Here is a 22,815-nt window from a genome sequence, read left to right on the forward strand (position 1 = left end):
GCTGAATCGCGCCGCACGCGCGCGTGGACCGCGGCCCGTACCCCGGTCGGTGGGGGTACGGGCCGCCTCACGTGGTGACGGCCTGGCGGCGGTCCGCAGCCACCGTCATGGCGTGCTCGACGACGTGGATCAGCACTTCCTTGACGGACTGCCGGTCGCGCGCGTCGCACAGGACGACGGGCACCCCGGGGTCGAGGTCGAGCGCCTGCTGGACCTGGTCCGCCGGATGACGTTCAGCTCCTTCGAAGCAGTTGACGGCGACGACGAACGGGATGGAGCGCCGCTCGAAGTAGTCGACGGCGGCGAAGCAGTCCTCCAGTCGCCGGGTGTCGGCCAGCACGACGGCCCCGAGGGCGCCGGTGGCGAGTTCGTCCCAGAGGAACCAGAAGCGGTCCTGCCCCGGTGTGCCGAAGAGATACAGCACAAGGTCCTCACGGAGCGTGATGCGCCCGAAGTCCATGGCCACCGTGGTGGTGTGCTTGCCCTCCACCCCGCTGGTGTCGTCGAGCGGCCGGCCGGCCTCGGTGAGCATCTCCTCGGTGCGCAGCGGTCTGATCTCGCTGACCGCGCCGACGAGGGTCGTCTTGCCCACGCCGAAGCCGCCGGCCACGAGGATCTTGAGCGTGACGGGCTCGACGGGGGTCTTGCCGCGCGCGGAGCGCCCGAGGATCATCGGTCTCTTCTCCTGACTCACTGTTCACTGGGGTCGTGCGCCGGTGGACCATAGCCGCCGCCGCCCGGGGTTTCGATCACGAGTACGTCGCCGGGGCGCACCTCCGCGGAGTCGCTGCCCCGCAGCCGGGTGACCGTGCCGTCGGCGCGCTCGACGCGGTTGGCGCCGAGGGCTCCGGGCTCCCCGCCCGCCATGCCGTACGGCGGCACCCTGCGGTGCTGGGAGAGTGTGGACACCGTCATGGGTTCGCGGAAGCGGATGCGGCGTACGGCCCCGTCGCCACCGCGCCACCGGCCGCCCCCGCCGCTGCCGCGCCGCACCGCGAACTCGTCGAGCAGGACGGGCAGGCGCCACTCCAGGACCTCGGGGTCGGTGAGGCGTGAGTTGGTCATATGGGTCTGCACGACGGGTGCGCCGGGGAAGCCGTCGCCCGCGCCTGAGCCCGAGGCCACGGTCTCGTAGTACTGGTACCGCTCGTTGCCGAAGGTGACGTTGTTCATGGTGCCGGAGCCCTCGGCCTGGACGCCCAGGGCGGCGTAGAGGGCGCCGGTGATGGCCTGCGAGGTCTCCACGTTTCCGGCGACGACGGCGGCCGGGGGCCCCGGTGCCAGCATGGAGCCCGGCGGCACGATGATGCGCAGGGGCCGCAGACAGCCGTCGTTGAGCGGGATGTCGGCGGCCACCAGTGTGCGGAAGACGTACAGGACGGCGGCGTTGACGACGGAGAACGGGGCGTTGAAATTGGTGTCGAGCTGGGGCGACGTGCCGGTGAAGTCGAGGGTGGCGGACCGGTTGTGACGGTCGACTCGGATGCGGACGCGGATTACCGCCCCGGAGTCGGTCTCGTAGGCGTATTCACCGTCCTCCAGGGCGTCGATGACGCGGCGTACCGCTTCCTCGGCGTTGTCCTGGACGTGCTTCATGTATGCCTGGACGACATCGAGGCCGAAGTTCTCGATCATGCGGGCGACTTCGTCGACGCCCTTCTGGTTGGCGGCGATCTGGGCGCGCAGGTCGGCGAGGTTGGTCGCCGGGTTGCGGGACGGGTAGGGCGCCTCGGTGAGCAGCCGGCGCGTCTCCTCCTCGCGGAAACGGCCTCTTTCGACGAGCAGCCAGTTGTCGAAGAGGACGCCCTCTTCCTCGATGGTCCGGCTGTTCGCGGGCATGGAGCCGGGTGCGATGCCGCCGATCTCGGCGTGGTGGCCGCGCGAGGCGACGTAGAAGAGGATCCGCTCCCCCGCCGTGTCGAACACCGGGGTGACCACGGTGACGTCGGGGAGGTGGGTGCCGCCGTGGTACGGGTCGTTGATGGCGTAGGCGTCGCCGGGGCGCATGGTGTCGCGGCGCCGCCGGATGACCTCCTTGACGCTGGTGCCCATCGATCCGAGGTGTACGGGGATGTGCGGGGCGTTGGCGACGAGGTTGCCGTCGGGGTCGAAGAGGGCGCAGGAGAAGTCGAGTCGTTCCTTGATGTTGACGGACTGGGCGGTCGACTCCAGGCGGGCGCCCATCTGTTCGGCGATCGACATGAAGAGGTTGTTGAAGACCTCGAGGAGGACTGGATCGGCTTCTGTGCCGACGCGGGAACTCTCCGTAACCGCCGCCCGTTTCATGACCAGGTGACCGTCGGGGTTCATCGCCGCCTGCCAGCCGTCGTCCACGACCGTCGTGGAGCCGGACTCGGCGATGATCGCCGGCCCGGCGACGGGGTGGCCGGGAGGCAGTTCCTCGCGCCGGTGCAGGGGTACGTCGCACCAGGCGCCGCCCGTGTGCAGCCTGACGGTCTCCGGGGTGCCGGCGGAGGGGGTCCGCTCGGCGAGTGCGGACAGATCGGGGGGTTCGGTGAGGCCGGTGGCTTCCACGGAGAGGGCTTCGACGACGACCGGACGGTCGAGGGTGAAGGAGTAGGTGGCGCGATGGCGGTCCTCGAAGGCGCGCGTCATGGTGTCGGGGTCGGAGAGTTCCACGGTGAGCGTGGTGTCCGTGCCGTCATAGCGCAGCTGGGCGCGGCGGGTGACGCGGATGCGGTCCTCGGACACGTCCTCGGCGCGCAGTTCGTCGCGCGCCGCGCTCTCCAGGTCGTCGGCGGTCTTGCGGATGGCGGGCATCGCGGAGGCCTCGAGGCGGGCCTCGACGGACTGCTCGCGCATGGCCGTCGTGTCGGCGAGGCCGATGCCCAGCGCGGAGAGTACGCCGGCCATGGGCGGGACCAGGACGGTGCGGATGCCGAGCGAGTCGGCGACCTTGCAGGCGTGCTGGCCGCCCGCGCCCCCGAAGGTGGTGAGGGCGTAGCGGGTGATGTCATGACCCTTCTGGACCGAGATCCGCTTCACGGCGTTGGCGATGTTGGCCACGGCGATCTGCAGATAGCCCTCGGCGACCTGCTCGGGGGTGCGGTCGTCGCCGGTCTGGTCCCTGATGTCGTGTGCCAGGGCGGCGAAGCGTTCGTGGACGAGCTCGGCGTCGAGCGGCTGGTCGCCGTCGGGGCCGAACACGTGGGGGAAGTGGGCGGGTTGGATGCGTCCGAGGGCGACGTTGGCATCGGTGACGGTGAGCGGTCCGCCGTTCCGGTAGCAGGCGGGTCCGGGGTCGGCGCCCGCCGAGTCGGGGCCCACGCGATAGCGGCTGCCGTCGAAGTGGAGCACGGAGCCCCCGCCTGCGGCGACGGTGTGGATGTCCAGCATGGGCGCGCGCAGCCGCACCCCGGCGATCTGCGTCGTGAAGACCCGTTCGTACTCGCCCGCGAAGTGCGACACGTCCGTGGATGTGCCGCCCATGTCGAAGCCGATGACGCGGTGGAATCCGGCGAGCTGCGACATGCGGGCCATGCCGACGATGCCGCCGGCGGGCCCGGACAGGATGGCGTCCTTGCCGCGGAACTGGCCAGCTTCGGTGAGCCCGCCGTTGGACTGCATGAACATCAGCCGTACGCCTTCGAGTTGGTCGGCGACGTGCCGCACATACCGGCGCAGCACCGGCGACAGATACGCGTCGACGACGGCCGTGTCCCCGCGCGGCACCAGCTTCATCAGCGGGCTGACCTCACTGGAGAGTGAGATCTGCGGGAAGCCGATGCGGGCGGCGAGTTCGCCGATCGCGCGCTCGTGCGCGGGGTGGAGATGGCTGTGCATGCAGACGACTGCGACGGCGCGGATGCCGTCGTCGTAGGCCTCCTGGAGCGGGCCTTCCAGGCTCTCCAGGTCCGGGGGGCGCAGCACCTCGCCGTCGGCCGCGATGCGCTCGTCGGCCTCGACGACCCGCTCGTACAGCAGCTCGGGGAGCACGATCTCGCGGGCGAAGATGCGGGGGCGGTTCTGGTAGGCGATGCGCAGGGCGTCGCGGAAGCCGCGGGTGATGACGAGGAGGGTGCGCTCGCCCTTGCGTTCCAGGAGGGCGTTGGTGGCGACGGTGGTGCCCATGCGGACGACGTCGATCGTCGCGTCGTCGGGATCACGCTGCTGCGTGGTGCCGTCTTGGGCGTCGCCGTGCTGCGTCGTGCCCTCTTGGGCGTCGCTGTGCTGCGTGGTGTTGTCACCCTGCTCCGTGTCGCCGCCCTGGCCATCCGCGACGCGGGCGCCTCCCTGGCGGTCGGCGGTGCGGAGACCGTCCTGGCCGTCGGCGCCGCGGAGGAGTTCGCGGATGCCGGCGACGGCGGCATCGGCGTAGCGCGGGGTGTCCGACAGGAGCTTGTGGGTGAGCAGGCGGCCGTCCGGGGCCCTGGCGACGACATCGGTGAACGTGCCGCCCCGGTCGACCCAGAACTGCCAGCCTGTCACTTGTCTCACCCTCCCCCATTGCCTTAAGTGCATGGGAGGTACCCCCATCGCCCTGCTCAGAGCGCCCGGAGCCCGTTGATCACATCGCGCAGAATACTCTCGTCCGGCAGCTCTGCGGGGGGCACGGGACGCGACACGTGCACCAGGCCCTCATCGGCGAGATCACCGATGAGGACCCGTACGACGCCGATGGGCAGGTTGAGCCCGGCCGCGAGTTCGGCGACCGACTGGGGAGCTTCACGGCACAGGGCGACGATGTCGACGTGCTCCGGAGACAGCGCGTGGTCGGTCTCCGGGTCGAGTGTCGGTTCCTCGGCGACGACGAGGGCGATCAGGTCGAGGCGGTGCTGCGCGGCGCTCTTGGTACGGCCCCGCGTCATGGCGTACGGACGCACCACCGGTCCGGCGTCGTCGTCGAACCAGTGGGCCGTGCCCTGCGTCCCCTCATCGTCTGCGCTCATGTCATCCCACTACCCACCGGGGTGAAGATCGCTACGCGGTGCCGTGCCCAGATGCACACCGACCCTCTTGACCAGCAGCGTCATCTCATACGCGACCTGGCCGATGTCGGAGTCGCTGTCGGAGAGCACGGCGAGGCAGCTGCCGTCACCGGCGGCGGTGACGAAGAGGAAGGCCTCGTCGAGCTCGACCACCGTCTGCCGGACGCTGCCCGCCTCGAAGTGGCGGCCGACGCCCTTGGCGAGGCTGTGGAACCCGGAGGCAACTGCGGCCAGGTGCTCGGCGTCCTCCCTGGTCAGGTCTGCCGAGACGCCCGTGGCGAGACCGTCGCCGGACAGCACGATCGCCTTGCGGATGCTGGCGACGCGCTGGACCAGTTCGTCGAGCAGCCAGTTCAGCTCGCCCGAGACCCCGGGCGTCGCGGTGTGGCTGGTGGCCTTCGGTGCGGTCATCGACCGTCCCCCTCAGATGTCGTTCCCTGTGCTGTGCCGTCGGGGGCGTCGTCGCCCACGGCGTTTTCCTCACGGCCGCGCTGCCAGCCCCGCTGGAGCGAGGCCATACGGCTGCGTACCTCTTCGGCGTCGCGTGTCTCGGGTCCGGGGGCGTCGCGAGCGGCTTCCCGCTCAGCACGGCGCTCCGGCTCGTTCTTGAGCTGCGGGGCCAGGCTGGCCTGGCGTACGCGGCGGGGCAGCCCACCGCCGCCGCTTGACCCCGGTCCAGCGCGGCCGCTGCCCTTCGGTCCGGCGCCGTTCGGCGTCGGCCCGTCGGCGTTCCCTGTCGATGTGTCGCCGTGCCCGCTCGAGCGCGTCTCGGGGCGGGCTGCCGCCTCGGCCCACTGACGGCGCCGGGGGAGCTCAGGCGCGGCGTCGGCGCCTCCGGCCTGCGGTGCCTTTGCGGGTCCGGGCAGCGGTGGCTGCGGAGGGCGGTCCGCCTGGGGCTCCGTGTCGCGCTGCCGCAGCTCCCCGACACGGCGGCCGTGCGAGCTCACGAGCTTGGGCGTCCTGCGCCGCGGCAGCGGCACGGGAGCACCGGGGCGGTCCTCGTCGCCCGGGCGTGCGGGGCCGAACCGGTCCTCATGCTCGTCGAGCGCCTGCTGGTGCTGTTCTCCCTGGGGCGCGGCGATGGAGCGACGGGGCCGGAAGATGCCGCCCCGCTCGCTGTCCTCGTCGCCGAGCGCGCCCGGGAAGTCGTCGAGGCCCTCCCCGACCGGCGCCTCCAGTTCCACCGGACCGTCCAGGACCGCGGGTGACATCTCCGGCATCGGTATGGGCAGGGCGGTGAGTCCCGCCGTGCGGTCGCCGGGTGCGTCACGGGGGGCGATCTCCTTGGCCTGCGGGCGGTCGAGGCGGAAGCCGACGCCGTTGGTGTCGGGCACGTCGTCGGTGAGCAGGGCGTCCGGGATGAAGACGATCGCGGTGGTTCCGCCGTAGGGGGACGGCTGCAGCGAGACGCGCACGTTCTGCCGCTGCGCGAGCCTGCTGACCACGAAGAGGCCGAGCCGGTCGGTGGCGGACAGCTCGAACTCCTGGCTCTCGGCGAGCCGTAGATTGGCGTCGAGGAGCGCATCGGCGGGCATGCCCAGGCCCCGGTCGTGGATCTCCAGCGTGAACCCGTTGGCGACACGCTGGCCCAGGACCTGCACGGCGGTGTGCGGCGGTGAGAACACCGTGGCGTTCTCGATGAGTTCGGCCGTCAGATGGGTGAGGTCGGCCACGGCGGGGCCGGTGACGGCGACGCGCGGCAGGCGGCGTACCTCGATGCGTTCGTAGCCCTCGACCTCGGCGACGGCCGCGCGTACCACGTCCATGAGCTGGACGGGTTTGCGCCACTGGCGGGAGGCGGCGGCGCCGGAGAGGATCACCAGGCCCTCGGCGTGCCGCCGCATGCGGGTGGTCAGGTGGTCGAGGCGGAAGAGGTCGGCGAGTTCCTCGGCGTCCTCGGTGCGGCGCTCCATGGCGTCGAGCAGCGTGAGTTGCTTGTGCAGCAGCACCTGGCTGCGGCGGGCGAGATTGACGAACACCTCGGAGACGCCATGGCGCAGTTCGGCCTGTTTCACGGCCGCTTCGACGGCTGCCCGCTGAAGGGTGTTGAGAGCCTGTCCGACCTGGCCGATCTCGTTCTTGTCGTACTCGAGTCGGGGCGCCTCGGTCTCCACGTCGACCTCTTCGCCTGCGGCGAGGCGGCGCATCACGCTGGGCAGCCGGACACCGGACGACTCGTGGGCCTCCTGGCTCAGCCGGCGCAGATCGCGGTGGAGGCTCCGGCCGATGCGTACGGAGAGAACCAGCGAGACGAGCAGGGCGAGCAGGCCGAGTACGCCCGCGATACCGGCCTTCAGGAGGACGCCGATGGCGGCGGGCCTGACGCGGTCCTGGTAGCGCTCGTCGGCCGCGGTGTTGTACGCGGCGAGATCAGCGAGCGTGTGGCCGGCCGCGCTGTTCCAGGTGGTGAAGGTGACACCACGGGGCATGCCGGGCGTGGAGGTGATGACGGACTGCTCGGCCACCCGGAGCGGGGCCGATGCGGCGCTGCTCCAGAAGCGCTGGAAGCGGTCGCGGTCCTCGGCTGGCAACAGCGGCAGATTGACGTCGTACAGCAGGGTGCGCTGTGCCACGAGGTCGGAGATGTCCCGGACCTCTGCGCGGGTGATGCGCTGTGCGACCAGGGCGGAGCCGAGCAGGGCGTCCTCGCGGGACAGCAGCTCACGCGCGCGTGCCAGATTGACGAGCGCGCGGGCCTGCTTGTCCAGCTCCACGTTGTCGATGCCGTGCAGGTTCGCCAGGAACGTGTAGCAGGGATCGATCAGGTGGTTGTAGAGCCCGAGCGCCTCGGAGCGGGTGACGGTGCCCGTCGCGATGCCTCGGCGCAGGGAGTCGAGCCCGGCGAGCGCGTCCAGGACGGAGGTGAGCTGTCTCCTGTTGTCGGACGTGAGTTCGTCGCGCAGCCCCGCGTCTGTTCCGTTCTTGCGGACCTTCGCCAGGACCTTGTCCGTCTGCGCGCGGGTGCGGCGCAAGGCGGTGAGTGCGTCGGAATCGCGGGGGTCGGCCAGGTGGACCAGGGTCTGCCGGCGCTCCTGCTGGACGACCCGCACGGCGTCCTCGACCGGATAGCCGATCTTCTCGACGACCGTGCCGACCCTGAGCAGATCACTGGCCTCGCGCCCCGTGAGTACCGTCGCGAAGCCCCAGATGGCCGTCAGGGAAACCAGCGGTACGAGGAGCAACGCCACGATCTTCCGGCGGATGGACTTCCCGCGAAAGCGCATGGCCTCCCCCAGATCAACCCCCTGCGCAGGGGGTGCACATGTGCGTCAACAAACGGCGTGAGCCTACTACCGTCACGTGAACAACTCGAAGACCTGTCCGGATACCTTCACATGACTCCTGCAGGTCGGTGGCTCCGGGAGTCCGGTATGAGTGGAGTCCGGGAGTCCGTATGAGAGGAGTCCGGGAGTCCGCAATGTGAGGAGACCGCATCCCGTAGTGCAGGGGATACCGCGCAATGTCCGCACACGGGACGACGCGCGACCTCATCGGACCATGGCGGGCGGCATGGCGGGCGGTCAGTTGGCTGGATTCTCACGTCAGTTGGGAATCTTCTTCACTCCCCGCTCGTCCTTACGTATGGGAATTGCGGGCGGAATGGGCCGCATGGGGTGCCGGGCGCATCCGGCGGCGTAAGGCAGTGCAAACCGGGCAGCCAATGAGGAGCCGGATCGGACCAGCGCAGCGTCGAGAGGCATGCGGGGCCGATGGGCATGCGGGCCGAGGGGAGTGACGAGTCGATGGGCACGGCAGAGCGGCGCACGGCGTCCGAAGACGGCGCCGCGGCCGGATCCACGCACGGATCCGGGGAAGTGGCGGCAGCGCTCGGAAGGCAGAAGGGGGCCGAATCCTCGGTGGCGCATCAGCGGAAGTCCGGCTCGGCGTCTCCGGAGAGGGCCGAGTTCGGGCATCGGGAGAACGCCGGGGCCGCGAACGCGGAGCGTGCCTCGCCGGACGCGCATGCCGCCGGGCGCGGGAAACCGCTCTGGGTGGAGGAGCCCGCTCGGCGCCCGCGCATGCCCGACCCTGTGCGTACGTCGGCCGTCCGAGCCGTGCTGATAGTGGCCCTGACGCTCATTCAGGCGATGGTCGCCTTCCTGTGCACGCTCGCCGGCTCCTGGCTGGCCTTCCCCATGGTGCTCTCCAGCGTGGCCAGCACGGTCGTGGCGACCTGGGGCGTGCTGGACGTGTGGGTCACCCGTCAGGTGTGGAACCAGCGGCACGGCGTCGTGTCGACGCCGAGCAGCACGGCTCGCCGGCTGCGCCGTGAGCGCCGCCGCGCTCGAAGGCAGGCCCGGGCGGTGGCCCGGGAGCAGGAGCGGATACGGAGGCGCGGCGGCCGGGGGCAGTTGTCGCACACGTAGTCCGGCTGTCGCACACGTAGTCCGGCGGCACGCAGCATGTTCTGAGGACGGCCGGCAGGTGCGCGGGCCGGTCCCCACTGCGTGAGTGCTGCAGACGCTGAGCCGGTCACCACTGCGTGAGTGCCGCGGGCGCGGAGCCGGTCACCCCTGGGCGGGTGCCGCGGGCGCAAGAGCCGGTCACCCCTGGGCGGGTGCCGCGGGCGCAAGAGCCGGTCACCCCTGGGCGGGTGCGGGCCGCTTGAACATCCGCGTCGCTGTGATCTCGCCGTGCAGCGTCTCCCCCGCGGGGGCCTGCCGGGGCAGTCCCGGCCTGAGGTGTTCCTCCACGCTGATGTACTTGAGTCCGGCCCGCAGGTCCGCGTCGTTGCGCAGCCGGATCACCAGAGGGAACTCGGCGAGCGCCGTCGTATCGAACAGGCCCGTGGTGTAGAGCAGTTGCACACCGAGCGCGTCCGACACGGCCCGCTGGAGTTCCAGGAGATACGTCGCGTTGGCGCGGCCGATCGGGTTGTCGAGGAACAGCGTGCCCGCGTGCCGGTGCTTGTCGCGGCCCCGGTCGTTCGAGCGCAGCGCGGCCATGGTGCAGTACAGGGCGATGGCGGCGGTGAGCAGCTGGCCGCCGGAGAACACGTCGCCCATCTGTCCGACGGGGACCCGCTCGGCGCGCAGCACGGCGTCCGGCTTGAGGATCTCGACGGCGACGCCCTTCGGCTGGAGCGCCGCGCCGACGCCGCGGAGCAGCAGGGACATGCCGTCACGGCGCAGGTCGGAGTTCTTTTTCACCGCGGCGCGGGTGGCCTCGTCGATGACCTCGCCCAGCCGCTCGGTGAGCACGGCCTGGTCGGGCTCATCGAAGCGGATGCGCAGGAACTCCTGGCCGGACCATTCACCGAGGCCCTCGGGAAGGCGGGACAGCCGCTGGGCGGAGCGGAGGGTGGCGAGGGCGGATTCCACGAGTCCCCGGAGCCGGTCCACGATCGAGTCCCGGTTGCGCTCCAGCTGCTCCAGCTCGTCGGTGAGGACGCGGAGGCGAGGCGCGAAGGCGTCGGCCCATTTCTGCGCGTGCTCCGGCAGAGCGGAGGCGGGCAGTTCGCGGATCTGCTGGCGGGCGGGGGTGCGGACCTGTTCGTAGCGCGTGGAGTTGGCGTGGCGCACGAGGACGTCGCTGGCCTCGCGTACCGCCGCTTCGGCGGTGGACAGATCAGCGGCGCAGCCGCGCAGGGAGCGGCGTGCCTCCGCCGCGGCGTGCCGGGCCTCCTGCAGGCTGCCGGGGTACGGCTCCGGCTCCTCCGAGTCGTCGCCGAAGTGCTCGCGGAGCAGGTCGCGCAGCTGGGCGGCCGTCTCGTCGAAGCCTCCGGCCGCGTCCTCAGCGGCGCGATGGGCGGCGAGCAGTTCGGCGTGGGTGTCCCTGGCCTCGCTCAACGCCTCTGTGCGGGCGGCGAGTTCGGCGGTGGCCGTGCGCAGCAGCGCCTGAGCCTGCTCGGTGTCGGCGGGGACCAGGTCGTCGGGCAGGTCGGTGTGTGCCTCGCCGTCCTCGGGCGCGTGCCGCTCGGCCTCGGCCCGGAGCCTGCCGAGCTGCTCGCTGGCCGATGAGGCGCGGGTCTCGAGAAGCTGGACGAGCTCCTCGGCACGGGCGGCGGCGGCCTGCCGGGACGGGCCGTCGGCGCCGTCCGGCGACTCCAGGAGCTGGGCCGCGCGCGTGCGCACCTTGTTGCTGAGCCGGTCGAGTTCGGCGAGGGCCGCGCTCTCGTCGCTCTCGGCGCGGGCCTGCTCGGCGCGCAGGTCGGCGCCGACGCCGACCTTCTCGTACACCTGGGAGGCCGCGCGGTATGCCTCGCGCAACGCGGGCAGCGACGCCTTGGGCGCCTTGCCGTGCCGGCTCTGGCCGCCCGAGGACTTGTCGCCCGCGGTTTCGCCACCCGAGGTGTCGTCTTCCGGTACGTCGTCGGGGGCGCCGGCGATGTCGGCGCGCTCCGCGCGGAGAGCGCGGGCGGTACGGCGGGCGTCGTCGGCGGCGCGCTGGGCCGCTCGGCGGTCCTCGTCGGCGGCGCGGGCACGCTCGAGACAGACCTGGGCGCGGGCCTCCGACTCGACGGAGTCGTCGGCGAGTTCACGCAGTTTCACCTGCCATCCCGCACGCTCGCGCAGCCGGAACGCCAGCCCGGCGAGCGCATCGGCGGCGCGGCGGGCGCGCTGCGCGGCTTCCTGCCGCTCGTCGCGTACGCGTGCTGCCTCGGCCGCGGCCTCGTCGGCCTCGGCCCGGGCGGTGCGCGCCTCGGCGAGCTCGGCTTCGGCCTCCTCGGCGAACGCCTGGGCGTCGCGTGCGGCGGCGGCGTGTTCGGCGAGACGGCCCGTCGGACAGCCGGCCCGCCAGGAGGCGAGCCGCGCGCCGAGCTCGCGGTCCTTGGCGAGGCGGGCGGCGAGCTCCCGGATGTCCTCGTCCCGCCGGGTGGCACGGGTGCGCAGGGCCTCGCGCTCCTCGTCGGCGGCCTGCTCGTCGTGCATGGCCGGGTTCGGCGGTACGAGGAACACGTCGCTGTCGCCCGCGCCGGGGGCCGGTGTGGGGGCGAGCAGGGCGGCGGCGGTGCCCACGGCGACGGTGGAGCGGGGAAGCAGCGCGGCGTTACTCAGGGTCTCGCGGGCCCGGGTGTGGGTGTCGGGGTCGGTGATGACGACGCCGTCGACGAGTTCGGGCCGGGCTGCCAGCACACGCGCGTGGTCGGCAGGGTCGACGGCCTGGGCGAGGTAGCGCCAGCCTGGCAGCGCCGGGATGCCGTGCTCGCCGAGGTACTCGACCGTGGCGAGTACGTCCGGGCCCGGCGGCAGCAGCCCGCCGTCACCGAGCGCCCCGAGGATCCGCGCGTCGTCGGCGGCGGCGGTCCGCAGCTCGAAGAGCTGCCGCTCGGCGGAGGCGACCGCGTCGTCGAGCAGCTCTCGCAGCTCGTCTGCGTAGCGATCCAGCACTTCGGCGGTCAGGGGGCGTTCGGCCGTCTCGGCCACGCCGTCACCGGCCGCGCCCGACCGCTGTCCGACGGCCGCCGCCTCCGCCACACGTCCGGAACCACCAGGCCCGGCGGCGTCGACGCCCGGCACATCCCCGGCGCCACCTGGCTGGACAGCGGCCGCCCCACCACCGGCAGCTCCGGTGCCGGGACCTCCAATGCCGGGGCCCCCAGTGCCGGGACGCCCAGTGGCAAAAGCTCCCGCGCCCGGCTCGCCCGAGGCGCCGGAGTCCGAGGCACCCGTTCCCTGCCTGCCTGACGCGTCCCCGCGCCCCACCACGTCGGAGCCCGACTCCCCCGCCACCGCACCCGCGACCGCGTTACCCCGCTCCGGCTGCCCGGAGCCACCCGGCACCCCGGCTACGCCCGCACCCCCACGCTGCCGCGGCACCCCCGCTCCGGCCGAGGCGGCGGACCCGCCGGGCAGGCTCAGCAGTTCCGCCAGCCGTTCCTCGCCCGCGAGGGACGAGGCAGTGCGCCGCTCCGCCTCGTACGCGCGCTCGGCTGCCGTCGCAGCATCCGCGGCGCGGGCTGCCGTCAGTTCGGCGCGCGACTCCGCGGACGCGGCCTCCCGGGCCTGGTCGGCGGCGCGGCGGGACGCCTCGCGCGCGGTGTCCCAGGCGGCCACGGCGGTCTTCTCGGCGTCGCTGGCGGCGAGCGCCGCGCGCGCCGGGTCGGCGTCCGGCGCGGTGTCGTCGAGCCACCCGGCCCGTACGGCCTCGGCGGTCTCCTGCTCGACCTCCGTGAGCCGCTGGCGCAGATGGCCGGCCTCGCTGCGGGCGCGCTGCGCCTCGGTCGCGGCGGCCGTCGCGTCACGATGCGCGGCCTCCCCGGCCTCCTGAAGGGCCGCGGACCGCTCCTCCCCCTCGTTCGCCAGCCGCTCTGCGTCCCCGGCGGCACCCTGCAGGGCTCGTACGAGATCGGCGGCTGCCCTGGCGCGCGCGGCCAGAGCGGGGGCGGCGTCCCGTTCGGCCTCGCGGATGGCGGCGGCCACGCGCGCGGAGCGGTCGGCGGCCGCACGGTGGCGGAGCACGGCTTCCGCGGCCTGCCAGGCGGAGTGCAGGGTACGTGCGTCGGCCAGCTCGCGCTTCTGGGCGGCGGCGGCCTTCTCGGCGCCGGCGAGCGCCAAGGAGGCGTGCCGGTAGGCCAGTTCGGCGGCGATCAGCCCACTCCGGCCGCGCGCCCGCTCGGTCTCGGTGACGGTGTGCGCTGCGGCGGTGACCTGCTGGGCGAGGTCGGCGGAGCGCCCGCGCTCCTGGGCGGCGCGCGCCGAGAGGCGACGGGCGAGGGTGCGGGTGCGCCGCTCCGCGCCCGCATGGATGTCACGCGCGCGTGCCCGCGCGTCGGCGGCTTCGACGATCCTGCCGAGGAGGTCGACGGAGCCCGCGGTGAAGTCCCGCTCGGCGATGAGTTCTCCGCGCCGTCCCAGTTTGTTGCCGAAGCCGCTGACCAGGTCGGCAAGCCCGTCGGTGTCACGGGTGTCGGTGACGGCGCGCAGCAGCAGATCGGTGAAGTCGGAGTCCTTCTTCACCGCGAACAGGCCGGCCGCCTCGCCCTCGTCGGCGTTCATCTCCCGCTGGTAGCGGAAGAGTTCGGGGTCGAGGCCCAGCTCGCCGAGGTGCTCGGTCCAACGCTCGTGGATCTCCTCCCAGTGCACCTCCAGATGCGGGTACGCCTTTCCCGCCTCGGTCAGCGCGTCCCGGAAGCCCTTCATGGTGCGGCGCCGCCCCTGCGCGCCAGACGCTCCCTCGACGGGCGGCCGCACCCCGGTGGACTCGGCGACCGGCAGGTTGTCCAGGCTCAGTCCGGGGCCCGGCCGGAACGAGTACCAGGCCTCGGCGAACTTCCGCGGGTCGTTGGAGACCTGCCGCCCGCGCCACTCGCTGACCTTGCCGACGACGACGCACTCACCGGTCAGCGTGTGCTGCCACTCCAGCGCGACATGCCCGCAGTCGTCCGCGAGCAGGAACTTCCGCAGGACGCCGGAGCTGGCGCCACCGAGGGTGTTCCGGTGGCCCGGCAGCATCACCGAGAAGATCAGCTTCAGCAGCACGGACTTGCCGCCGCCGTTCTCCAGGAAGAGCACCCCCGCGGGCGCGGGCCGTCGCGGCGGTCCGACGGGCTCCACCTCGAAGAACTCCGCCTGGGTGGGCGCGGGGTGCGGCACGGGCTCGCCGACACCCCGCAGGTCCAGCACGGTGTCGGCGTAGCGCGCACCGGCAGGCCCGATGGAGTAGAGGCGGACCCGGGACAACTCGTACATTGCGGCGGACTCTCGTAGTCGTGAAAGAGGTCGTGAAAGGGAGGTCGTGAACGAGGTTCAGGCGGTCAGGAAGAGGTTCAGGCGGTCAGGCGTGGAACGGCAGCCCCGCGTCGGCCACCAGCTCCAGGTCGTCGGTGTCCTCGGGCGGCAGCAGGCTCGCCGTCCCGTCGGTCACTGGCACGATGCCCAGCTCCAGCAGCTCGGCCATGGCGGCGTCGCCGGCCATGTCTCTCACCTGCAGCTGGTAGCGGGCGGTCGTGCGGTACGTCCCTCCTGAGTCGTCCCCCGTGCGCTGCAGGAATCCCGAATCGGTGAGGAACGCGACAGCCTTGGCGACGATGCCGGTGGTCGAGCCGGCGAGCCGGCGGGCGTCCTTGGTGGCCCCGGTCGCACTCCGCCGCGCCCAGATCCGCCAGGCGGCCTCGAGCCCGGGCGCGTCGCTGGCCGGGTCGGTGTTCTCGCCCTGTTCGGCGGCCCGTTCCTCCAGGCGGCGGCAGGCCTGGCGTACGAACGCGTCGACGCCGTTGACCGTCACACGGCCGATGTAGCCGTCGTCGGCGAGGTCTTCCGGGCGCGGGAACGCCATGGCGGCGACGGCCAGGTGGGCGAGGCCGTGCAGGAAGCGGTCGCCGGCGTCGGCCGAGGCGCGGCGCGCGTAGTCGCCCATGCGGACGGCGAAGACGGAGTCCTCGGCTGCTGTCACGGCCATCCCGGCGCGCGGGGACACCTCGAGGACGACCAGCCCAAGACCGGCGGCGACGGCGTCCGCGAGCCGCGCGAACGGGGGGTCATCCCGGTAACGGCGCAGCAGTTCCGTGTACTCCTGGTCGCGCGCGGGCTGCAGCTTGGGCTGCAGCCCGAAGGCGACGAGGCGTGCCGCGTCGGCGGCGTCGGCAGGCGTCACGGCGGCCTTGGCCCCGGCCGGGGCCGCCCCGGAATCCGGCTCGCCCCACGCGGTCCCGTCTGCGTGGTCGTCGGTCACGGCTGGTGCTCCTTGCTGGGGTGGTGCATGTGCTTGTCGGTCGTGGTCATGCCGCCTCCGTCCGGCCGGCCGCCATGCCCGCGGCGTCGAGCAGGGCCGTCCCGACTATCAGGTCGGCGCCGCCGAACTCGGGATCGTCGAGTTCGGTGCCGTCGTCCACGGCGAACAGCAGCTTTTCCTCGCCCTGGCGGTAGGCGGTCCCGACCGGGGGGCTGGCCGCGTGCACGGCCAGCAGGGCGACCAGATAGGGCAGTTCGGGATCGCGTCGGCGCGCCTCGGCGAGCAGGCCGGAGAGCCGGCGCGGTGCGTCGGATGGCAGGTCGAGCAGCTCCATGGCGCTCGCGAGCTGTTCGTCGCTGAATCTGCTGTCGTCGGGCGTCGCGATCAGATCGGGCTCGGGCATCTCCGCGCCGAGGTGCTCTCGCTCCATCGGCGGCGTGAGCAGTATGCCGACGAGGTCGGCGACCCGCACGGACACGGGCGTACGCAGGCCGGTTCCGCGGGCGAAGTAGGCATCCGTCACGCGGTGCGCCTGCTCGAGAGGGAGCGGCAGGACCGGTGCGACGAGCTGGCCGTAGAGATCGAGCCCCGCGCGCGCGGAGGGTGCGGCGAAGGCCTGCCGGTCCTGTTCGGCGCGGAACAGCGGCCCCGCCTCCAGGAGCCGCGACTGCAGCTGGGTGTGGCGGCGGATACAGTCCTTGACGATGTCGACGAGCTCCGCGGCACGGCGCTTGTGCTCCGGGTCCTCGGACTCGTCGCGTGCCCTGCGGATGTTCGTGAGGATCGCGTTCTCGTGGCGGTAGCGGTCGGCGACGTGGTCGAGGGCCTCGGCGATCATGTCGGGGACGGCGCCCAGCCAGTCCACCGCGCGTACGTTGCGCCGGGTGGCCTCGAGGGCCCTGCGGAGCGTTTCCGAGTACTGCACGGTGCGGTAGCGGGCCTGTTCGGCGGCGAGCTGGGCGTCGGCGAGCCGGCCGCGGTTGATCAGCACCTCCAGCTTGACCTCGGCGGCGATCTGGGCGCTGGTGACATCGGTGTCGAGGGCGCCGACCAGGACGTTGACGGCCTCGTCCGTCGTACGGAGATACACGGCGCCCCCGTGCCCCGGGACCTCCTCGATCAGCTTGAAGTCGTAGTCCCGGCGCACATAGCTGCCGTCGGGCGCGAAGGTGCCGTACACGGCGCGGAAGCCGCGGTCGACGCTGCCGACGTTGATCAGGTTCTCCAGGACCCAGCGGGCGACGCGCTCGTGCTCGGCGGTGGGGCGCCCCGGGGCCTGGGCGGCGATGCGCGGGATCAGCCTGGCCACTATCTGCTCGTGGTCGGCGCCCGTGTCGAAGTCCATGTTCAGTGTGACGAGGTCGATGGCGGCGAGGGCCACCTCCGCCATCCCGTACACCGAGTACTCACCGGCCAGGTTTGCCTTGCGCGCGTCGAGGTCGTGCAGCGGCGCGGTGCAGGCGAGCGCGCGCAGCCGCCGCGCCAGGCCCTCGTCCGCGGCCGGGCCCGGGGCGGGCCGCGACGCCGCGCTGAGCTGCGGCGGAACGGTGTACGTCGATGCTGGCAAAGTCACGGTGCACAGACTAGGTCCTCAGTCTGACAACAGCCCAAACGGCGCAGATACGACCCAGGTCGCCGCCGCACCGGCCGCTCAAGCCGCCGTGCCTCGTGGCACCTCTCGGCCGGCCGCAGCCGACGGGGGCCGGCACGCGCCGGTCACTCGTCCGTCCGGCCGCCGTCGTCCTCCCCCGCACCCACCCGCTGCCCGTACACCTCGACCAGCCCCCGGCGCGAGTCGTCGAGGTACTCGGCGAGCAGGGCCTCCGCCTTGTCACGGTCACCCGCCTGGAGTGTCTCCAGGATCTGGCGATTGCGTGCCAGGTACGGCTCGTGCAGCCGCCGAGGGTCGTCCACCACATGGAAGGCGAGGCGCAGTTCGGCGAAGACGCTGCGCATCACCTCGTCGGTGCGTTCGCTGCCGGCCAGGGCGACGAGTTCCCGGTGGAAGTGGATGTTGGCCGTCCCCACGCCCTTCCAGTCGCGCTCCCGCGCCGACCGCCGCCCCTCGGCGACGGCTGCGGCGACCGCCTCCAGCTCGTACGGGGGCTTGCCCAGGCCGCGCACGACCGCGCACTCCACAAGGCGCCGCGTGCGGTAGATGTCCTCGACGTCCTCGACGGTGAGGACTCGTACGAAGACGCCGCGGTTGAGCTGGTGGACGAGCAGCCGCTCATGGGTGAGCAGCCGGAAGGCCTCGCGCAGCGTGTTTCGCGAAACGCCGAGCGCTCCGCCGATGCTGTCCTCGGACAGCCGTGTGCCGGGACGGAAATAGCCGTCGGCGATGCGGCTCCTGAGGATGTCCGCCACTCGCTCCGCCGTGCTCGTACGGCCCAGCAGCGCACGATCGTCGGCCAGCCCTGCCGGCTCTCCGGCCGAAGTTCCGGGGCTCCCGCCCCGGGAAGACACAGCACCCATGCCGGAATTCAACCCCAGATACAAGAACGAAACAACACGGGTATTGAGGGATCGTTCAACGATCCTCTACCTTACGGACAGGGCGCCGACGGCACCGCACCGACGCCCACCGCTTTTCCGCACTCCCCGGCACGGCACAACACCCCGGCTCGACTCGCTCTCGCACGGCACGACACCCGACTCGACTCAGCTCCCGCACGGCGCAGCCCAGTTCGCATGCAACATTTGCCCCCTTATGCGAGGTGCCCATGAGTACGACCCCTCCGACAAAGGCCCTGACGACCGACGCGCAACCCGGCGCGGCTGAACACTCAGAGGACAGCGGCGCGTTCGCCTGGCTGCGCGCCCTCGGGCCGCGTGGCCGACGCGCCTTCGCGGGCGCCTTCGGCGGCTACGCGCTCGACTCCTACGACTACTTCACGCTGCCGCTGAGCATGGTGGCGCTCGCGGCGTACTTCGGACTCAACAGCGGTCAGACCGGGCTGTTCACGACCGTCACGCTGGTCGTCTCGGCGGTCGGCGGCGCCCTCGCCGGTGTGCTCGCGGACCGGATCGGACGGGTCAAGGCCCTGATGATCACGGTGATCACCTACGCCGTGTTCACCGTGGCCTGCGGCTTCGCGCCCAACTACGAGACGCTTCTGGTCTTCCGCGCCCTTCAGGGCCTCGGCTTCGGCGGCGAGTGGGCGGTCGGTGCGATCCTGGTCGCCGAGTACGCGAGCGCCAAGCACCGCGGCCGCACCCTCGGAGCCATCCAGAGCTCGTGGGCCGTCGGCTGGGGACTCGCCGTCGTCGTCTACACGCTGGTGTTCCAGTTCCTCGACGACGACGTGGCGTGGCGCGTGATGTTCTGGACCGGGGCACTGCCCGCCCTGCTCGTCGTATACGTACGGCGCAGTGTGCACGACGCCCCCGAGGCCGCCGAGCGCCGGCAGAAGAGCGCCGAGAAGGGCTCGTTCGCCGCGATCTTCAAGCCCGGCACGGCGGACCGGCCGGGCCTGCTGCGCACCACGTTCTTCGCCGTGCTGCTCTCCACCGGCGTCCAGGGCGGCTACTACACGCTGGCCACCTGGGTGCCCACCTACCTCAAGACGGAGCGCAACCTCTCCGTCGTCGGCACCGGCGGCTATCTGACCTTCCTCATCTCCGGCGCCTTCCTCGGCTACCTCACCGGTGGCTATCTCACGGACAAACTGGGCCGCAAGCGGAACATCGCGCTCTTCGCCTTCCTGTCGGCGGCCGCTATCCTCGCCTACACCAACATCCCCAGCGGCGCGAACACCCTGGTGCTCGTCCTCGGTTTCCCGCTCGGGTTCTGCATGTCGGCCATCTTCAGCGGCTTCGGTTCGTTCCTCAGTGAGCTCTACCCGGCGGCGGTACGCGGCACGGGACAGGGCTTCACGTACAACACCGGCCGCGCGGTGGGCGCCGTCTTCCCGACGCTGGTCGGGTTCCTGGCCGACAGCTGGGGCGTGGGCGGCGCGCTGATCTTCGGAGCGGTGGGGTACGGCCTCGCCGTCCTGGCACTGTTCGGTCTGCCCGAGACCCGTGGACGGGAGCTGCTGTGAACCGTACGAAGGACCGCCCCGAAAGTCGTACCGAGGACCACGCCGAAGGCCGTACACCGGACCGCCCCGTGGAGCATGTCAGTGCGCGCACGCGCGCGTGGAGCCCCGAAAAGGCCCGGGCGCACTTCCGTTCGGGCGCCGCAGGGCCGACCGCCGGCTGGTCCGCCGGGCACACCCAGGCCAATCTGATCTCGGTGCCCGCAGACTGGGCGTACGACATGATGCTGTTCTGTCAGCGCAACCCCAAGCCCTGTCCAGTGCTGGACGTCACCGACGCCGGCTCCTGGAGCACACCGCTCGCCCCGGGCGCCGACCTGCGCACCGATCTGCCGCGCTACCGCGTGTGGGAGCACGGCGAACTCGTCGACGAACCCACCGATGTCGTCGGGCATTGGCGCGGCGACCTGGTGTCGTTCCTGATCGGCTGCAGCTTCACCTTCGAGTGGGCGCTCTCCGAGGCTGGCGTGCCGATGCGCCATGTCGAACAGGGCCGCAACGTCCCCATGTACGTCACGGGCCGCCACTGCCGCCCCGCCGGGCGCTTGCACGGTCCCATGGTGGTGTCGATGCGCCCCGTCCCGCCGGAGCACCTGGCGGCGGCTATCCGGGAGAGTTCGCTGATGCCCGCGGTGCACGGCAGTCCGGTGCACTGCGGCGAGGCGGACGTGCTGGACATCCAGGACCTGGCACGGCCCGACTTCGGCGATCCGGTGGACGCCGAGCCGGGCGACATCCCGGTGTTCTGGGCGTGCGGGGTGACACCCCAGGCGGCGGTGATGGCCTCGCGCCCGCCGTTCGCCATCACGCATGCACCTGGTCAGATGTTCATCACCGACGCCCGGGACGAGCAGTACCGGGTGGCCTGACCCCGGAGATCGCCGGGCTCAGGGTCGGCGCTGAACAGCAGAAACAGCAGCAAAGGAGAAGAAGAGATACATGGCCTCCGTCTCGATCGATCTGAACGCCGACCTCGGAGAGGGCTTCGGGCGCTGGCAGCTGACCGACGACGAACAGCTGCTGTCCGTCGTCACCAGCGCCAACGTCGCCTGCGGCTTCCACGCCGGGGACGCGGCCACCATGCGGCGCGTGTGCGCGATGGCAGCCGAACGCGACGTACGGATCGGCGCCCAGGTCTCCTACCGCGACCTGGCGGGCTTCGGGCGGCGCGCGATGGACGTGCCGCCCGACGAGCTGGCGGCCGAAGTGGCGTACCAGATCGGGGCGTTGGAGGTCTTCGCGCGCGCGGCGGGCACGCGCGTGTCGTATGTGAAGCCGCATGGCGCGCTCTACAACCGGGTCGTGCACGACGAGGACCAGGCGCGGGCGGTTGTCGACGGTGTGCTGCTCGCCGACGGCACGCTTCCCGTGCTCGGACTGCCGGGATCGCGCCTGCTGGAGGCGGCGGAGAAGGCCGGACTGCCGGTCGTCACCGAGGCGTTCGCGGACCGCGCCTACACCGCCCAGGGCACGCTGGTGCCGCGCCGTCAGGACGGTGCCGTGGTCACGGATCCGGAGGCCGTCGTCGAGCGCTCGGTGCGGCTGGCACGGTCGGGGATCGTCAGGTCCCACACGGGCGAGGAGATCGCGGTGCATGCCCGATCGCTCTGCCTGCACGGGGACACGCCCGGCGCGGTGGGCCTCGCCCGGCGCGTGCGCGCCCAGTTGGAGTCGGCCGGCGTCCGGCTGGAGGCTTTCGCATGAGGGCGCTGCCGGTCGGCGAGCAGGCTCTGCTCGTCGAGCTGGAGAGCGGCGCCGAGGCACAGGCGCTCCACGCGGAGCTTCTTCGGCGCCGCGCTGCGGGCTCGTTGTCCGTACGGGAGATCGTGCCCGCGGCCCGCACGGTGCTGCTCGACGGGCTCGACGACCCGGCCCGGCTGGCCGCACAGCTCCCGGCCTGGGATGTCCCGCCCCTCTCCGCGCGCGCGGAGGACGTGATCGAGCTGCCCGTGCGCTACGACGGCCCTGACCTCGCGGATGTCGCGGCGCTGTGGGGCGTCGAGGAACAGGAGGTCGAACGGATTCACGCGGCGGCCGAATTCCGCGTCGCCTTCTGCGGGTTCGCACCCGGCTTCGGCTATCTGACGGGACTGCCCGAGCGCTACGACGTGCCGCGCAGGGCCACGCCCCGTACGGCCGTTCCTGCCGGTGCCGTCGCTCTCGCGGGCCCGTATACCGGCGTGTATCCCCGCTCGTCGCCCGGCGGCTGGCAGCTGATCGGCACGACGGACGCCGTACTGTGGGACCACGCGCGCGTGCCTGCCGCGCTGCTCGCGCCCGGTGCACGGGTGCGGTTCGTACCGGAGGGGACGCGGTGACCGACCGTGCCGTCGCCGTCGTCCGGGCCGGTGCGCTGACCACTGTCCAGGACCGGGGCCGTCATGGCCACGCACACCTGGGCGTACCCCGCTCCGGGGCACTCGACCTTCCCGCCGCGGCCCTCGTCAACCGGCTCGTGGGCAACGCACCGGACGCGGCGGTCCTGGAGACGACCCTCAACGGCTGTGCGGTACGGCCGCGTTGCGACGTCGATGTGGCGGTGGGCGGCGCACCCTGCACGGTGACCGTCGACGGCCGTCCGGTGCCATGGAGCGCCCCGGTCCGCGTCCCCGCGGGGGCGGTGCTGGACATCGGGGCGGCAGTCTCCGGCGTGCGCAGCTATGTGGCGTTCGCCGGCGGGGTGGCCGTGGAGCCGGTGCTCGGCAGCCGGTCGACGGATCTGCTGTCGGGCCTCGGCCCGGCGCCGCTCGCCGATGGAAACGTCCTGCCCTTGGGCAACCCGGTTGCCGCACGCGCGCGTGCCGATCTCGCTCCGCAGCCGGGGCCCCCGCGCGAACTGGTGCTGCGGGTGACCCTCGGCCCTCGCCACGACTGGTTCACCGATGCGGCACTGCGGACGCTGACCACGCGCGCGTACCTGGTGTCCTCGGCGAGCAACCGCATCGGACTGCGCACCGACGGGCCCCCGCTTCAGCGGGCGGTGGACGGTGAACTGCCCAGCGAAGGCATGGTGCTTGGCGCGGTCCAGGTGCCCCCGGACGGCCGGCCGGTGGTGTTCCTCGCCGACCACCCGACCACGGGCGGGTACCCGGTGATCGCGGTGGTCAGGGAACCGGACCTGGCGGCCGCGGCCCAGGCGACGCCGGGGACACCGGTACGGTTCGTGGCGGTCCGCAGACGCTGAGCCTGCCGCGCTCGTCCCGCCGAAGGTA

15 protein-coding genes are annotated in these 22,815 nt (G+C 72.3%); 6 read left to right on the plus strand and 9 right to left on the minus strand.

Annotation, left to right across the window (positions count from 1 at the left end; all coding sequences use genetic code 11):
• Nucleotides 1-67 precede the first annotated feature (67 nt).
• The 5 genes from ACSMXV_RS08790 to ACSMXV_RS08810 are packed head-to-tail and all read right to left on the minus strand — an operon-like array spanning nucleotide 68 to nucleotide 8,173.
• Nucleotides 68-673 (minus strand): GTP-binding protein, encoded by a 606-nt coding sequence (locus ACSMXV_RS08790; protein WP_473177138.1) that lies wholly within the window; start codon nucleotides 671-673, stop codon nucleotides 68-70.
• 17 nt (nucleotides 674-690) lie between these two features.
• Entirely contained in the window at nucleotides 691-4,449 is a 3,759-nt protein-coding gene (locus tag ACSMXV_RS08795) for a hydantoinase B/oxoprolinase family protein (protein WP_473177139.1), read from the minus strand.
• Between the two features lie 56 nt (nucleotides 4,450-4,505).
• Entirely contained in the window at nucleotides 4,506-4,910 is a 405-nt protein-coding gene (locus ACSMXV_RS08800; RefSeq protein ID WP_473177140.1) for a DUF742 domain-containing protein, read from the minus strand.
• 9 nt (nucleotides 4,911-4,919) lie between these two features.
• On the minus strand, nucleotides 4,920-5,360 hold the full coding sequence (locus ACSMXV_RS08805) for a roadblock/LC7 domain-containing protein (RefSeq protein ID WP_473177141.1): 441 nt from the start codon (nucleotides 5,358-5,360) through the stop codon (nucleotides 4,920-4,922).
• On the minus strand, nucleotides 5,357-8,173 hold the full coding sequence (locus ACSMXV_RS08810; protein WP_473177142.1) for a nitrate- and nitrite sensing domain-containing protein: 2,817 nt from the start codon (nucleotides 8,171-8,173) through the stop codon (nucleotides 5,357-5,359). The genes ACSMXV_RS08805 and ACSMXV_RS08810 overlap by 4 nt, the downstream gene beginning before the upstream one ends.
• A 519-nt stretch (nucleotides 8,174-8,692) precedes the next feature.
• Here ACSMXV_RS08810 and ACSMXV_RS08815 point away from each other — a divergent pair.
• A complete protein-coding gene (locus ACSMXV_RS08815) occupies nucleotides 8,693-9,316 on the plus strand; it encodes a hypothetical protein (protein WP_473177143.1) in 624 nt (207 codons plus the stop codon).
• 213 nt (nucleotides 9,317-9,529) lie between these two features.
• Here ACSMXV_RS08815 and ACSMXV_RS08820 read toward each other — a convergent pair whose 3' ends face one another.
• The 4 genes from ACSMXV_RS08820 to ACSMXV_RS08835 form a co-directional block, all read right to left on the minus strand.
• Nucleotides 9,530-14,581, minus strand: coding sequence for a hypothetical protein (locus ACSMXV_RS08820; protein WP_473177144.1), 5,052 nt, complete (start codon nucleotides 14,579-14,581; stop codon nucleotides 9,530-9,532).
• Between the two features lie 85 nt (nucleotides 14,582-14,666).
• On the minus strand, nucleotides 14,667-15,563 hold the full coding sequence (locus ACSMXV_RS08825; RefSeq protein ID WP_473177145.1) for a hypothetical protein: 897 nt from the start codon (nucleotides 15,561-15,563) through the stop codon (nucleotides 14,667-14,669).
• A gap of 46 nt (nucleotides 15,564-15,609) precedes the next feature.
• Nucleotides 15,610-17,136: a hypothetical protein gene (locus ACSMXV_RS08830; protein ID WP_473177146.1), complete on the minus strand. Its 1,527-nt coding sequence runs from the start codon at nucleotides 17,134-17,136 to the stop codon at nucleotides 15,610-15,612.
• Between the two features lie 143 nt (nucleotides 17,137-17,279).
• Nucleotides 17,280-18,038, minus strand: coding sequence for a GntR family transcriptional regulator (locus tag ACSMXV_RS08835; RefSeq protein WP_473177147.1), 759 nt, complete (start codon nucleotides 18,036-18,038; stop codon nucleotides 17,280-17,282).
• A gap of 248 nt (nucleotides 18,039-18,286) precedes the next feature.
• On the opposite strand from ACSMXV_RS08835, the gene ACSMXV_RS08840 reads away from it, so the two are divergent.
• The 5 genes from ACSMXV_RS08840 to ACSMXV_RS08860 all read left to right on the plus strand — a co-directional run bounded on the left by ACSMXV_RS08840 (nucleotide 18,287) and on the right by ACSMXV_RS08860 (nucleotide 22,787).
• Nucleotides 18,287-19,606: an MFS transporter gene (locus tag ACSMXV_RS08840; protein WP_473177148.1), complete on the plus strand. Its 1,320-nt coding sequence runs from the start codon at nucleotides 18,287-18,289 to the stop codon at nucleotides 19,604-19,606.
• The gene (locus ACSMXV_RS08845) at nucleotides 19,603-20,472 is read left to right on the plus strand and encodes a putative hydro-lyase (protein ID WP_473177149.1); all 870 of its coding nucleotides are present in this window, start codon (nucleotides 19,603-19,605) and stop codon (nucleotides 20,470-20,472) included. The genes ACSMXV_RS08840 and ACSMXV_RS08845 overlap by 4 nt, the downstream gene beginning before the upstream one ends.
• A gap of 70 nt (nucleotides 20,473-20,542) precedes the next feature.
• Nucleotides 20,543-21,307 (plus strand): LamB/YcsF family protein, encoded by a 765-nt coding sequence (locus tag ACSMXV_RS08850; RefSeq protein ID WP_473177150.1) that lies wholly within the window; start codon nucleotides 20,543-20,545, stop codon nucleotides 21,305-21,307.
• On the plus strand, nucleotides 21,304-21,921 hold the full coding sequence (locus ACSMXV_RS08855; RefSeq protein ID WP_473177151.1) for a 5-oxoprolinase subunit B family protein: 618 nt from the start codon (nucleotides 21,304-21,306) through the stop codon (nucleotides 21,919-21,921). Before ACSMXV_RS08850 ends, ACSMXV_RS08855 begins: the two co-directional genes overlap by 4 nt.
• On the plus strand, nucleotides 21,918-22,787 hold the full coding sequence (locus tag ACSMXV_RS08860) for a 5-oxoprolinase subunit C family protein (protein WP_473177152.1): 870 nt from the start codon (nucleotides 21,918-21,920) through the stop codon (nucleotides 22,785-22,787). The genes ACSMXV_RS08855 and ACSMXV_RS08860 overlap by 4 nt, the downstream gene beginning before the upstream one ends.
• Nucleotides 22,788-22,815 lie beyond the last annotated feature (28 nt).

It is taken from the genome of Streptomyces sp. DSM 42067 (genome assembly GCF_055792885.1).

What these genes read in the sequence shown, in the direction of transcription:
- ACSMXV_RS08850 (WP_473177150.1), top strand. Translation starts at nt 20,543, where the DNA reads ATGGCCTCCGTCTCGATCGATCTGAACGCCGACCTCGGAGAGGGCTTC.
- ACSMXV_RS08855 (WP_473177151.1), top strand. Translation starts at nt 21,304, where the DNA reads ATGAGGGCGCTGCCGGTCGGCGAGCAGGCTCTGCTCGTCGAGCTGGAG.
- ACSMXV_RS08840 (WP_473177148.1), top strand. Translation starts at nt 18,287, where the DNA reads ATGAGTACGACCCCTCCGACAAAGGCCCTGACGACCGACGCGCAACCC.
- ACSMXV_RS08815 (WP_473177143.1), top strand. Translation starts at nt 8,693, where the DNA reads ATGGGCACGGCAGAGCGGCGCACGGCGTCCGAAGACGGCGCCGCGGCC.
- ACSMXV_RS08805 (WP_473177141.1), bottom strand. Translation starts at nt 5,360, where the DNA reads ATGACCGCACCGAAGGCCACCAGCCACACCGCGACGCCCGGGGTCTCG.
- ACSMXV_RS08800 (WP_473177140.1), bottom strand. Translation starts at nt 4,910, where the DNA reads ATGAGCGCAGACGATGAGGGGACGCAGGGCACGGCCCACTGGTTCGAC.
- ACSMXV_RS08790 (WP_473177138.1), bottom strand. Translation starts at nt 673, where the DNA reads ATGATCCTCGGGCGCTCCGCGCGCGGCAAGACCCCCGTCGAGCCCGTC.
- ACSMXV_RS08810 (WP_473177142.1), bottom strand. Translation starts at nt 8,173, where the DNA reads ATGCGCTTTCGCGGGAAGTCCATCCGCCGGAAGATCGTGGCGTTGCTC.
- ACSMXV_RS08820 (WP_473177144.1), bottom strand. Translation starts at nt 14,581, where the DNA reads ATGTACGAGTTGTCCCGGGTCCGCCTCTACTCCATCGGGCCTGCCGGT.
- ACSMXV_RS08835 (WP_473177147.1), bottom strand. Translation starts at nt 18,038, where the DNA reads ATGGGTGCTGTGTCTTCCCGGGGCGGGAGCCCCGGAACTTCGGCCGGA.